At 32.1% G+C, this 12,368-nt stretch carries 13 protein-coding genes; 9 read left to right on the top strand and 4 right to left on the bottom strand.

Features of this window, described 5'->3' with window-relative positions; genetic code table 11:
- Positions 1 to 2 precede the first annotated feature (2 nt).
- From DFQ07_RS08500 to DFQ07_RS08460, 9 genes are all read left to right on the top strand, one after another.
- Positions 3 to 1,397 carry an FAD-dependent oxidoreductase gene (locus DFQ07_RS08500; protein WP_133535867.1) on the top strand — a complete coding sequence of 465 codons (1,395 nt, stop codon included), beginning with the start codon at positions 3 to 5 and terminating at the stop codon, positions 1,395 to 1,397.
- Between the two features lie 13 nt (positions 1,398 to 1,410).
- Positions 1,411 to 1,800 carry a hypothetical protein gene (locus DFQ07_RS08495; RefSeq protein ID WP_133535866.1) on the top strand — a complete coding sequence of 130 codons (390 nt, stop codon included), beginning with the start codon at positions 1,411 to 1,413 and terminating at the stop codon, positions 1,798 to 1,800.
- A 1-nt stretch (position 1,801) separates the two neighbouring features.
- Complete coding sequence (locus tag DFQ07_RS08490) at positions 1,802 to 2,323, top strand: DUF1697 domain-containing protein (RefSeq protein WP_133535865.1); 522 nt, start codon at positions 1,802 to 1,804, stop codon at positions 2,321 to 2,323.
- A 64-nt stretch (positions 2,324 to 2,387) separates the two neighbouring features.
- Entirely contained in the window at positions 2,388 to 2,807 is a 420-nt protein-coding gene (locus DFQ07_RS08485) for a RidA family protein (RefSeq protein ID WP_133535864.1), read from the top strand.
- 7 nt (positions 2,808 to 2,814) lie between these two features.
- A complete protein-coding gene (locus tag DFQ07_RS08480; RefSeq protein ID WP_133535863.1) occupies positions 2,815 to 4,260 on the top strand; it encodes an aldehyde dehydrogenase in 1,446 nt (481 codons plus the stop codon).
- The gene (locus DFQ07_RS08475) at positions 4,253 to 4,471 is read left to right on the top strand and encodes a DUF6500 family protein (RefSeq protein ID WP_120187375.1); all 219 of its coding nucleotides are present in this window, start codon (positions 4,253 to 4,255) and stop codon (positions 4,469 to 4,471) included. The genes DFQ07_RS08480 and DFQ07_RS08475 overlap by 8 nt, the downstream gene beginning before the upstream one ends.
- 1 nt (position 4,472) lies before the next feature.
- The gene (locus DFQ07_RS08470; protein ID WP_133535862.1) at positions 4,473 to 5,249 is read left to right on the top strand and encodes an SDR family oxidoreductase; all 777 of its coding nucleotides are present in this window, start codon (positions 4,473 to 4,475) and stop codon (positions 5,247 to 5,249) included.
- Between the two features lie 142 nt (positions 5,250 to 5,391).
- On the top strand, positions 5,392 to 5,922 hold the full coding sequence (locus DFQ07_RS08465) for a 3-hydroxyanthranilate 3,4-dioxygenase (RefSeq protein ID WP_133535861.1): 531 nt from the start codon (positions 5,392 to 5,394) through the stop codon (positions 5,920 to 5,922).
- Positions 5,923 to 6,047: 125 nt separating this feature from the next.
- A complete protein-coding gene (locus DFQ07_RS08460) occupies positions 6,048 to 7,133 on the top strand; it encodes an amidohydrolase family protein (protein ID WP_133535860.1) in 1,086 nt (361 codons plus the stop codon).
- Between the two features lie 47 nt (positions 7,134 to 7,180).
- Here the strand turns inward: DFQ07_RS08460 and DFQ07_RS08455 are convergent, their stop codons facing one another.
- From DFQ07_RS08455 to DFQ07_RS08440, 4 genes are read right to left on the bottom strand one after another with little or no spacing between them, the layout of a single operon-like run.
- Positions 7,181 to 8,578, bottom strand: a complete 1,398-nt coding sequence (locus tag DFQ07_RS08455; RefSeq protein ID WP_133535859.1) for a TolC family protein — start codon at positions 8,576 to 8,578, stop codon at positions 7,181 to 7,183.
- A complete protein-coding gene (locus tag DFQ07_RS08450) occupies positions 8,578 to 9,939 on the bottom strand; it encodes an HlyD family secretion protein (RefSeq protein WP_133535858.1) in 1,362 nt (453 codons plus the stop codon). The genes DFQ07_RS08455 and DFQ07_RS08450 overlap by 1 nt, the downstream gene beginning before the upstream one ends.
- A gap of 6 nt (positions 9,940 to 9,945) precedes the next feature.
- Positions 9,946 to 11,616 (bottom strand): peptidase domain-containing ABC transporter, encoded by a 1,671-nt coding sequence (locus DFQ07_RS08445; protein WP_133535857.1) that lies wholly within the window; start codon positions 11,614 to 11,616, stop codon positions 9,946 to 9,948.
- The gene (locus DFQ07_RS08440) at positions 11,603 to 12,286 is read right to left on the bottom strand and encodes a TetR/AcrR family transcriptional regulator (RefSeq protein ID WP_133535856.1); all 684 of its coding nucleotides are present in this window, start codon (positions 12,284 to 12,286) and stop codon (positions 11,603 to 11,605) included. Before DFQ07_RS08440 ends, DFQ07_RS08445 begins: the two co-directional genes overlap by 14 nt.
- Positions 12,287 to 12,368 lie beyond the last annotated feature (82 nt).

Below are 12,368 nucleotides of genomic sequence, written 5' to 3'. Positions count from 1 at the left end.
AAATGAGCAAACAAGAAAACATAGTAATTATAGGTGCTGGTTTATGCGGAAGTTTATTAGCACTTCGTTTAGCACAAAGAGGCTATAAGGTAGCAATGTATGAAAGTCGTCCAGATTTACGAGTTATCGATATTTCAGCAGGACGTTCTATCAACTTAGCATTATCTGATCGTGGTTTTAAAGCTTTACGTTTATGTGGTGTGGAAGAAAAAGCACGTGAAATTTGTATTCCAATGTACGGGCGTTTAATGCACGATAGAGAAGGGAATACGTTTGCATCGAACTATTCAGGTAGAGAAGGAGAGTATATCAATTCAATTTCTCGTGGTGATTTAAATGGAATTTTACTAACCGAAGCAGAGAAACACGAAAATGTAACCATACATTTTAATACCGAATGTACTTCGGTAGATATTGAAAATACGGTAGCATATTTTAAGAATTTTAATACCAAGGAAGAGTTTTCAGTAGATGGAGATGTGATTTTTGGAACCGATGGTGCTGGATCTGCATTGAGAAAGAGTTACTATTTAGAAAGAAAATTCTTGTTTAGCTATTCACAGAATTTCTTAACGCACGGATATAAAGAATTAGAAATTCCTGCAGACAAGTTAGGAAACCATCAAATAAGTAAAGATCATTTGCATATTTGGCCTCGTGGAGAGTACATGTTAATCGCGTTACCGAATTTAGATGGAAGTTTTACGGTAACCTTGTTTTTAAGTTACGACGAAGGAGAATACAATTTCAATAATTTAAATTCCGAAGAAAAGATAACCGAGTTTTTTGAAAAAGAATTTTCAGATGCGTTGGCTTTAATACCAAGCATAAAAGACGAATTTTTAAACAACCCAACAGGGGCTTTAGGAACGGTAAAGTGTTCACCTTGGCATTATCAAAACAAGACCTTGTTAATGGGAGATGCAGCACACGCGATTGTTCCTTTTTATGGACAAGGAATGAATGCATCGTTTGAAGATGTAACTGTATTTGATACGATTTTAGATACACACGAAGGAGATTGGCAAGCGACTTTTAAAGCGTATGAAAAAGCACGTAAAGAAGATACCGATGCGATTGCTGATTTAGCTATTGACAATTTTTATGAAATGCGAGATCATGTAGCGAATCCATTATTTAAGCAAAAAAGAAAGTTAGAAATGGATTTAGAAAAAACATTCCCAACAGAATATTTTTCAAAATACTCAATGGTAACCTTTAATGAAGAAATTCCGTATGCAGAAGCGATGAAAAAAGGACGTGCGCAAGATAAAGCCTTGTTAAATATGGTAGCTCATCACGATTTAGATACCATCACTGATTTGAATGAGGTATTAAAAAAGGTGCAAGAAGAAACTAATGAGATTTTAGAAGAAGATAAAATAGCAGGACTGTAATAAAAAAACTAAAATGAGCATTGATTGGAATATTGAGATAGGAAGTATATTGTCTGCATCGATTATAGCAATAGGATGGGTTGTAGCTTATAGACTTAATTCTAAAAAAGATTTTAAAAATAAGAAAAGAGGGATTAGGTTAGAGTATTTAATTAAAGCTTATAGGGTAATAGCTTTTTCATCTAATAGAGAAACAGATACTAAAGAGAGAAAAGAGTTTGAAGAAGCGATTGAGTTAATACAGTTTTTAGGAACTCCAGAACAGATTCTCTTTTTGGAAGAAGGTATTAAAACAAGAAATTTTTCACCGTTATTGGAGGAGTTAAGAAGAGATTTAAGAAAGGAACTTGAATTGGTTCCAATACATAAGAGAATTAACCACTTTAGATTTAGTGATAAGTAAAATGAATAGATATATAATATTACTAAGAGGAATCAATGTTTCGGGAAAAAACAAGCTTCCGATGGCTGAATTACGAGAAATATTGAATGAATTAGGGTTTCAAAATGTACAAACCTACATTCAAAGTGGTAATATTATTTTAGATTCTGAAGAAAGAAAAGAGATAGTTTGTCAGAAAATTAAAGAAGCGATTGCTGCTAAATTTGGATATGATGTGCCTGTGTTGGCTAGAACTCCAAAGGAATGGAAAAGTACATTAGATAGTTATCCTTTTTCACAAGAAAATGAAAAAATAGTAGCTTTTACTTTTTTAGATAGAGTAACTCAAGAATCAGTTATTGAAGTTAAAGGAATTAACGAAGACAAATATAAAATAGTTGATGATGTGGTGTGTTTGTATTGTCCGTCAGGTTTTGGAAAAACTAAATTGACAAACAGTGTAATCGAAAAGAAGTTGAAAGTAGTAGCAACTACACGCAATTTAAAAACAACGATAAAACTATTAGAATTAGCCAGTTCGTAAATGTCATTTCGACCAAAGGGAGAAATCTCATGAAAAATGCGTTTGGAATCAAAAAATATAAAACATGGATAGTAAAGTAATCAAAGGAAAGGCAATACCAAGAGGGAAATTTCCACATGTAAAACAAGTAGGAGATTTTATTTATGTATCAGGAACAAGTTCTCGAAGACCTGATAATTCTTTTGAAGGAGTTGAGGTAGATGAATTCGGAACGACCAACTTAGATATTAAAAAACAAACACGAGCGGTAATAGAAAACATTCGAGATATCTTACAAGAAGTTGGGGCTGATTTATCTGATATTGTAGATGTAACTTCATTCTTAGTAAATATGAATGATTTTGGAGGCTATAATGAAGTATATGCTGAATACTTTGACTATAACGGACCAACGAGAACAACCGTAGCCGTACATCAATTACCACACCCTCATTTATTGATTGAAATTAAAGTGGTGGCGTATAAGCCAAAAGCAAAAAGCTAAAAGCCTTATGCAGAACATTAAAAACTACATAAACGGAGAATTCGTTAATCCAATTAAGGGAGGGTTTATAGATAACTACAATCCTTCTATTGGAGAAGTATACGGTCAAATACCTAACTCTACTACTGAAGATGTAGAAAAAGCATATCAAAGTGCTAAATCTGCTTTTAAGCAGTGGTCGAATACTACCTTAAACGAACGTAGAGATATTCTTTCTAAAATAGCACAGTTAATTCAACAGAGATTACCAGAATTGGCAAAAGCTGAAGCTAAAGATAATGGAAAACCATTAAGTTTGGCTACAGCGATAGATATTCCGAGAGCCTCATCAAATTTTCAATATTTTGCAGATGCGATTACACAATTTTCATCCGAAGCGCATGAAAGTGTTGGCTTAGGAGCTATGAATTTTACGTTACGTCAACCGATTGGAGTAGTGGGATGTATTTCTCCGTGGAATTTACCACTTTATTTATTCACGTGGAAGATTGCTCCAGCAATAGCTGCAGGAAATTGTGTCGTAGCAAAACCAAGTGAAGTAACGCCCATGACAGCCTATTTATTAGGTGAAATTTGTAATGAAGCAGGTTTACCTAAAGGGGTGTTGAACATAGTTCATGGATTAGGAACTACCACAGGACAAGCTATTATAGAACATCCAGATATTAAAGCGATTTCATTTACAGGAGGAACTGCTACAGGAGCACACATAGCTAGTACAGCAGCACCTATGTTTAAGAAGTTATCGTTGGAGTTAGGAGGTAAAAATCCAAACATCATTTTCGCGGATTGCGATTATGAAAATATGTTGGCAACAACAGTTCGTTCTTCATTTGCTAATCAAGGTCAGATTTGTTTGTGCGGAAGTAGAATTTTTGTAGAAGAAAGTATCTATGAGCAATTCAAAAAAGATTTTGTTCAGAAAGTATCAGAACTAAAAATAGGAAATCCTTTTGATGAAGATACAAATATTGGAGCCTTGGTATCGAAACCACATTTAGAAAAGGTAAAATCATATATAGATATTGCAGAACAAGAAGGAGGTAAGATTTTATATGGAGGAAATACGGTTACGGTAGAAGGTAGTGAGAATGGATATTATTTAGAGCCTACTATTATAGAGGTTTCTAGTAATCAATGTAGATTAAATCAAGAAGAAATTTTTGGACCAGTAGTAACCTTAATGTCTTTTAAAACGGAAGAAGAGGCTTTACAATTAGCTAATGATGTGGTATATGGATTATCATCAACATTATGGACTAACAATTTGACGAGAACCATGCGTATGTCTAAAGAATTACATACAGGAATTGTTTGGGTAAATACTTGGTTGTTGCGTGATTTGAGAACTCCTTTTGGAGGTCAAAAAGCGAGTGGAGTAGGACGTGAAGGTGGTTTTGAAGCTTTACGCTTTTTTACAGAACCCAAAAATGTATGTATAAAATATGAATAAGGAAATAAAGGAAAAAATAATTGCTGTTTGTGAAGAGAAAATTGCTAAAAAAGGAGAAAACGTAGGGCTTTCGTTTTATGCATTTTTCAAAAATAAAAATGACAATCCGAAAGTACTGATGGAAGTGGCTACTTGGTGGATTCAGACACACCAATTAGATCATTTTGAGAAAGCGGTTAAGATTAAACAAATGATTCAGAATAACGAATAAAATGAATTTAGATATACAACATAAAAACGCCTTGGTATGTGGTAGTACACAAGGAATAGGAAAAGCAGCAGCAATACAATTAGCTCAAGAAGGAGTAAATGTAACTTTAGTAGCTCGTAGCGAAGATAAATTAAAAGCGGTATTAGCTGAGTTACCAAATGACAATCAAAATCACAGTTATTTAGTTGCTGATTTTACAAATCCAACAGATTTAAAAGAGAAGTTAGAGGCAACAAATTTACAGTTTCATATTTTGGTAAATAATACAGGAGGGCCAGCAGGAGGGCCAGTATTCAACGCTAAATTAGAAGAGTTTGAACGTGCTTTTACGATGCATTTAAAATGTAATCATGTGTTAGTACAAGCTGTAGTACCGTTTATGAAAGAAGAAAATTATGGTAGAATTATTAATGTAATTTCTACTTCTGTAAAACAGCCGTTGGATGGTTTAGGAGTTTCGAATACGATTCGTGGAGCAGTTGCTAATTGGAGTAAAACATTAGCGAATGAATTAGGTCAATTCGGAATCACGGTAAATAACGTATTACCTGGGGCAACTGCTACAGAACGTTTGACAGAAATCATCAATAATAAAGCAGCAAAAACAGGTAAAACAGTTGAGGAAGTTGCCGAAATGATGAAAAATGCATCGCCTGCAAAACGTTTTGCTAAACCTGAAGAAGTAGCTAATGCTATTGTGTTTTTAGCAAGCGAAAGAGCAAGCTTTATCAATGGAATTAATGTTCCTGTAGATGGAGGAAGAACAAAAAGTTTGTAAGCATATAGAATCAATACAAATTTAAGTAACTTTATAAAGTTTCCGTCATTATGAGGAAGTATGACGAAATAATCTCAAGAATAAAATAACGGATTGCTACAGCAAATTGAAATTTGTTTCGCAATGACAAAATCTAAATAAAATGAGCAAGTTAGTACAACCTTTGAATTTCAAAAAGTGGATTGATGAAAATCGTCATTTATTAAAACCACCAGTAGGAAATAAACAAGTTTGGGATAATGGTGAATATATCGTAATGGTTGTTGGAGGACCTAACAACCGTAAGGATTACCATTACAACGAAACACCTGAGTTTTTCTATCAATTAGAAGGAGATATGGTGCTGAAAATTATTGATGATAAAGGTGAAATGATAGATGTTGAAATTAATGAAGGAGATATTTATTTGTTGCCAGGAAAGGTACCACATTCACCACAACGTAAAGTGAATACGGTAGGTTTGGTTATAGAATATCCACGTGATGAAGGAATGATGGATGCTTTAGAATGGTATTGCGAAAATTGCGGACATCAATTATACCGAGAAGAATTTGCTTTAGATAATATTGAAACTGATATGCCAATAATATTTGATAAGTATTATTCTGATAAAGAGAAATGTACTTGTGATAAATGTGGTACAGTAATGGAGGCTCCTAATAAGATAAAGTAATTTATTGTTTCTGAGAAGGTCGGAATTTAATCAAAATATAATCGTCATTACGAGGAAGAATGACGAAGTAATTTCAAACTAAAAAAACTGATTGCCACGGCTAAAGCCTCGCAATGACAATAAAAATGGAAAAACGTAAACTAAGAATAAACGGACATTCACACTTATTACCATATCCAGAACAGATTCCACAGTTTATGAAAGACAAAGGAATCTTTTGGGTGGATAAGGATAGAAAATTTATGCTTCAAAAAGATTGGAGTCGACCAGTAACTGATTCTAGTTTTTTCTTGGATGAAAAGCTAGAATGGATGGAGCATTTTAAAATTGACCATGCGGTTGTATTGAACTTATCTCAATTATATGGAAATGGTTTGCGCTTAGAAGAGATGAAACAAGCTTTACGCTTTCAGAATGATTTTAATGCGCGTGTACAGCATGATAATCCGGGTAAATTTACTTGTGGATTTGTGGTGCACCCAGGATTTGTTCGTGGTGCCTTATGGGAAATAGAACGTTGTGTTGAGGTATTGGGAATGCGTTTGTTGTGCTTACCAACGCACTATATGGATACCATTGGTACTTGGCGTTGTATTTTTGATGAAGAGAACGAGCCTATTTTTGAATTAGCTGATAAATACAACTTAGCGGTTGAAATTCATCCGTATGATGGAGAGAAATTTATCAAACTACAAAATACAAGTTGGCGCTTCCACTTAATTTGGATGTTGGCGCAATGTGCAGATGCATATCACTTCTTAACTTTAAACGGATATTATGAAAAGTATCCTAATATGCGCGTGTGTTTTGCTCATGGAGGTCAGTTAGCACAAATGAATTTAGGACGTCGTATACAAGGATTTGACGGAAGACCTGATTTGTTCGAAGGAAAACAACATCCTCGTAAGGCTGTAGGGCATAAAAATATTTTCTTTGATACACTGGTTCATGATACAGGTTCTTTAGGCTTATTGATCAAAAATCAAGGATCAAAGCAGGTGTTAATAGGATTAGATGACCCTTATCCGTTAGGAGAAATGGAAAGTGAAATTCAGTCATCATATCCAGGAAAAATTTTAGATTTAGCGATTGACAGAAATATTATTACAGAAACAGAACGTGATGAGATGTGGGAGGATAATGTATTGCAATGGTTGTTTGGTGATGACGAGAAAGCTAAAAAAGAGTTAGTTTCTAAAATTCTAAAATAGAAGAAGCAGACATAAAAAAACCGAAGTATTTACTTCGGTTTTTTGTTTTATAAACTGTTTAAGTTACCAAGTAGTTTAATTAATTTGCTTTTTGTTTTAGCATATTCATATTGGTTTTTAATTTCTTTTAACTTACTTTCAATTAGCTTTACTTCTCTATAATTGACTAAGAATATAGAACTTTCACCTAAAGAGAATTTGCGTTCTTCACTTTTTACAAGAGTTGTATAATCATTTACAAGTTTTTTTAAAATATCATTTTGTTTCTGATAAGATTCAATTTCTTGTTCGGTGGCTGTTACCTTGTTTTGTAAAGAAACTTTGGTTGAAGCAATTTCAAAATTGATATTTTGAAGTTTAACTTTAGCGAGTTTTAAATCACCTCTGGATTTTCTTAAAAATAAAGGAATACTAACCTGTAGTGAGTTTTTATAATTGGCTACATCAAAAGCATCTAAATTACTTACTTTAGAACTTAAAAAGTTATATTGAAAGTTTACTTTAGGTAGTAAATTGTTTATCATTAACTGCTTATTAATATTGAGGTTCTTTTTCTTTAGTTCTAATAGCTTTAATTTAGGATGATTGTCAAAATTATCAGAAAATAACACACTTACAGAAGTGTTTAAAATTGTATCGATATTAGAAATAGTATTGGTGTCCGGAATCATATTTTCTTTTAATTCCATAGGAATGTTGTTACCAATCCATAAAAAATTAGCTAACTCAAATTTTGACTTGATATATTTAATTTTCGATTTTTCTAAATCTAGTTGTCTGTTTTTAAAATTAATATTAGCTTCTAAGGTGTCTATAGCAGGTTTGTCACCAGCTTTAAAGCTTTTAATTACATTTTGTAATCTAGTGTTTGCATTGGTATAATAGTCTTTATATATATCATAACTTTGATAGTACTGTAGCCAATTTAAATAGGCAGAAATAGCTTCAAACAAAATATCATTCACCAATAATTGTTGTTCGAGTTTACCTTGTTTTGCATATAATTTTGCTTGTTTTAAGGTAGCCATTCTTTTATTGATGAATAGGTTTTGAGCTAAAGAAACAGTAACTCCAACACTATATAAACCATCTTCAGGGGTTTTAAATTCAGGGTTTAAATATTGACCAGAATTATTTTCATAACTACCTTTCAATTCCACTCCGTACCATGTTGGGATTTTAAAAGTGGAATTCAGTTTTTTGTAGTACTCAGTATCTTTAAACTCTTTTCTGCTATAATCCACCTCTATTTTTGGGTCAAAAGCCCCTCTAGCTTTTAATAATTTAGCTTCGTTAGTGCTAGTAATAAGTTCAGCTTGTTTTATTATTGGATGGTATTTTTTTACATATCCTAAATATTCTTCTAAACTCAGCTGAGTTGCTAGTTCGTTTTGAGAAAAGGAAGCAAAGCTCAGAAATAAAAAAATGATATATAGTTTTTTCATTATTTATCTTCCTTTGATTTATAGTTGTCGTTTTTGTTTTTTGGTTGGTAAAAGTTAGGAGGGAAGCTGTTGAGTTGTCTCCACAATTCATACCATATAGGCACATTTTCTAACATGGCAATAGTTTTAGCTCCTGATCCAACCCTAATAGCTTTGGGCCAAGGTTCGTCATTGCTATCAGGAACAATTAATACACGGTATTTACCATTACTGCTGATGAAGTTTTCTATAGCTACAATTTTAGCTCCATAGGTTCCGTACGATACATTAGGCCAACCACTGAATACCATAGCAGGCCAGCCATCGAATTGAACACGAACACTTTCACCAGTGTGTATTAATGGTAAATCGATAGGTTGTATATACATTTCAACAGCTAAATCATAATTAGCGGGCATAATATTAACAAGTTGTTCACCTTCTTTAAAGGTTTCACCAATTCCTGATTTTATCGTTTTATTGATATACCCATCTTGTGGAGCCGTTATATATAATAAAGAGCTACGTTTGTTATAATTAGCTAAACTGGTTTCTAATTTAGATACTTGTACATCTGTATCATAAGCATCAGATTGAGCTGTGTATAAACTACTTTCTGCTTTTGAAAGTTTATCAATATAAGAAGCTTGGATGCTGCTAATACTCAATTGAGCATTGATAAGGTCATTTTTAGAACTTAAAAATTTGTTTTCTTGAGAGACTAATTTTGCTGTTAGTTCTTGAAGTTTGGCTCTTTTTTCTTCCACATCTTTTACAGCTTTCAAGCCTTCTTTTTGAAGTGTAAGTGTTCTGTTTAATTGTGTTTGAGCTATGTTTTGTTTAATTTCGGCTGCTTTTAAATCAATGCTATCACTTTTAACTTTTAAATGAGCTTGTTTCAACTTATTTTTAGCTTGTTGTAGCTTTAGAATACGTTCGTTTTGAATAGCAGCTATTTGCTTTTGTAAAGCACTTATTTTGTTTGTGTAGGCTTTTGCAGATAGATTTTTTGAGTTTAACTGTTTGTCGGTTCTTTCAGCTAATTTAGTGTCAAAATAGTCACTCTTTATTTCAGAAATTCTTAAAATAGTGTCTCCTTTTTTTACCAAATCTCCCTCTTGTACAAACCATTCTTCAATACGTCCAGGAATTTGAGATTGGAGTGTTTGTGGACGTTGATTTGGTTTTAAAGTGGTAACTTTTCCGTTACTGGATACGTTTTGAGTCCAAGGCAGAAATAATATAATCAGTAGTAATAGTGAAAAGAAAAGCAGGAACTTTTTAAATCGTTTGTGGTATTCTTTTGTGAAAATTTCTTTTCCAGACTTAAGCTTAGTTAAGTCTACTTGATTGGAAATTTTATTCTTAGATATGTTTAACATGGATGCCTATGATTTAAAGTTAGTGATACTACCTTTTTGAAGAGTAATTTGTTTATTACATTTTTCTTTCCAATTTTCATTTTTACTAATGATAATTAAGCTCCATGGCTGAGAAGGGTTTGTAATAAAATTAATGATTTTATTTGCCTCATCTTTTTCAAATTGATCTAGTGGGTCTTCTAAAATTAATAGTTTAGGCTTTTTTATAATAGCTCTTGCTAGTATAAGTTTTTTAGCAACTGTGTAACCTATAAGCTTCCCTTCTGGTTTTAAATCGGTATTTAATCCCTTAGACTGTTGTTTTAAGAATTCGGTTAATCCAACTATTTTAAATGTTTCATAAATTTTATCATCACTAATTGAGGCGTCTCCGAAAGTTATATTTTCTCTTATGGTTCCTTCAAAAGGAGTTTCTCCGTTTAATGATAATCCTAAATTTGCTCTGTAATTGTTAATAAGAAGGCTTTTTAATGATAAATCATTTACAAAAATGTGTCCTGAGGTAGGTTCTATTAAACCAGATATAAGTTTTATAAGACTCGATTTTCCTGAATTACTACTTCCTTGAATTAGAATTCTATCACTAGGTTTGATATCAAAAGAAATATTTTTCAGTATAGGTTTGTCCTCGGTTTTTATATTGTATGAAACATCTTGTACTTCAATAGTAAATGGTCTGTCGTTATTAATATTTGTGCCTTGTTGTGATTCAATGGGTTTGTCTACAACCTGACCTAGTTTTTCAATGGAAGTAAGGACATCATAAAAAGATTCCAATCCTAAAATTAATTTTTCAACAGAGGTGATTATTAATAAAATGATAATTTCAGCAGCTACAAATTGACCTATATTCATTTGTTGGGTTAGTACTAAAAAGCCACCCATAAATAAAAGTCCAGCAGTAACAATTACTTTAAAACTAATCATTTGGATGTATTGTATCACTAAAACTTTAAAATGACTTTCTCTTGATTTTAAATAATCATTAACCAATATATCACTCTTTTGAAGAGCTAAGTTAGTTTTACCAGATAGTTTAAAGCTAATGATTGTTCGAGCGATTTCTTGTAGCCAGTGAGCAACTTTGTATTTGTTTTTTGATTCATTTAAACTTGTTTCCAAACCACTTTTTGCGGTGTATTTGAATACCACGAATATTAATGTAAGTACCAATAAGCCAAATATTATAAAAAAGGGATGGTAAAATGATAGTAGAAGTAGTGCAAAAATAATTTGTATAAGAGCTGATGGAACATCAATCAAAATCTTAGAAAATCCTTTTTGAATAGTTAAAGTGTCAAAAAACCTATTGGCTAATTCTGGTGGATAGTAGTTTCTTAATCCACTCATCTTAAGTTTTGGGAATCGATAACTTAACTCTATTGACGCTCTTGTGAAAATTCTTTGTTGAATCGTTTCTATAATCCTAAATTGCATTAGTTTCAAAATGCCGCTAAAAGCTACACCACCTGTAACAAGTATTATAAGAACAATCCATGATGCAGAAATTTGAGCTGCTTGTAACAGATTTATAATTGCTTGAATTCCCAAAGGAAGCGATAGAGCTACAATACCTTCAAAAATGGCATAATAGGCTATTTGCAATGTGTCTTTTTTCTCAAGGTTTACTAAGCCTAAAAAACGCTGCCAAGGGGTTAGTTGATTATTTTCTTTCATCAGAGAGTGTTTTTAAGGTTAAGTTAATAAAAAAAGATGTTGGTGATGTTTTATCATTGCAATTAGTTAATGACTTAAAGTGTTGTTTAAGAAATTGTTGATGCAAAGCACCGTCAATTATTGTACTTGCTAATGTTAGAGGGTGTTTGTAAGAATTGTTATACAATGATATTATTTCAGCAAAACGTTTTATCACCTCTTTATATAGCTTAAAGACACCTTCTTTATTTTCGATATCTACTTCTTTTGTTAAGTAAGATTTGGAGTTTTCGTTAATGATAATTGAGTTTAATAAAACTTCATTAACATGAGAAAAATTACTGTCTTGTTTAGTGGTTTTAGTAACTACTTCAATGGCTTTTAGTAATTTTTCTTTAGGGTTTTGAATACTGTATGTTTCAAGAACCAATTGGTATTGAATCCAACCCCAATACCATGAAGTTAAATATATCAGTAGTTTATGCTTGCTTTCAAAATAGCGATATACAGAACTTTCATTTGATCCAATTAGCTTACCTAGCTTTTTAAAGTTAAAGTTCTCAAAACCAATATCCTCAATTAATATAATGCTATGTTCTATGATTCTTTTTCCTAAATCAGAAGTCTGAGGGTCTTTAATGTAAGTTCCTGATGGGATTTCTATTTTCAAATTTGATAGTAAATTTTTCATAAATAAAAATTAATATCGCAAATTTAATAGCTTTACTATTGAAATTGAAAATATTTATGTTAATTACATCTTAATGTTTTTA

This window comes from Tenacibaculum caenipelagi (assembly GCF_004363005.1).
In the GTDB taxonomy this organism is placed as follows: domain Bacteria; phylum Bacteroidota; class Bacteroidia; order Flavobacteriales; family Flavobacteriaceae; genus Polaribacter; species Polaribacter caenipelagi.
The sequence above is the reverse complement of the archived record's forward strand: the minus strand, read 5'-3'. Positions and strand labels throughout refer to the sequence as shown.

Excerpts from the sequence above, each read along its gene's own strand:
- DFQ07_RS08500 (WP_133535867.1), top strand. The coding sequence starts at position 3 with ATGAGCAAACAAGAAAACATAGTAATTATAGGTGCTGGTTTATGCGGA.
- DFQ07_RS08495 (WP_133535866.1), top strand. The coding sequence starts at position 1,411 with ATGAGCATTGATTGGAATATTGAGATAGGAAGTATATTGTCTGCATCG.
- DFQ07_RS08490 (WP_133535865.1), top strand. The coding sequence starts at position 1,802 with ATGAATAGATATATAATATTACTAAGAGGAATCAATGTTTCGGGAAAA.
- DFQ07_RS08485 (WP_133535864.1), top strand. The coding sequence starts at position 2,388 with ATGGATAGTAAAGTAATCAAAGGAAAGGCAATACCAAGAGGGAAATTT.
- DFQ07_RS08480 (WP_133535863.1), top strand. The coding sequence starts at position 2,815 with ATGCAGAACATTAAAAACTACATAAACGGAGAATTCGTTAATCCAATT.
- DFQ07_RS08475 (WP_120187375.1), top strand. The coding sequence starts at position 4,253 with ATGAATAAGGAAATAAAGGAAAAAATAATTGCTGTTTGTGAAGAGAAA.
- DFQ07_RS08470 (WP_133535862.1), top strand. The coding sequence starts at position 4,473 with ATGAATTTAGATATACAACATAAAAACGCCTTGGTATGTGGTAGTACA.
- DFQ07_RS08465 (WP_133535861.1), top strand. The coding sequence starts at position 5,392 with ATGAGCAAGTTAGTACAACCTTTGAATTTCAAAAAGTGGATTGATGAA.
- DFQ07_RS08460 (WP_133535860.1), top strand. The coding sequence starts at position 6,048 with ATGGAAAAACGTAAACTAAGAATAAACGGACATTCACACTTATTACCA.
- DFQ07_RS08455 (WP_133535859.1), bottom strand. The coding sequence starts at position 8,578 with ATGAAAAAACTATATATCATTTTTTTATTTCTGAGCTTTGCTTCCTTT.
- DFQ07_RS08450 (WP_133535858.1), bottom strand. The coding sequence starts at position 9,939 with ATGTTAAACATATCTAAGAATAAAATTTCCAATCAAGTAGACTTAACT.
- DFQ07_RS08445 (WP_133535857.1), bottom strand. The coding sequence starts at position 11,616 with ATGAAAGAAAATAATCAACTAACCCCTTGGCAGCGTTTTTTAGGCTTA.
- DFQ07_RS08440 (WP_133535856.1), bottom strand. The coding sequence starts at position 12,286 with ATGAAAAATTTACTATCAAATTTGAAAATAGAAATCCCATCAGGAACT.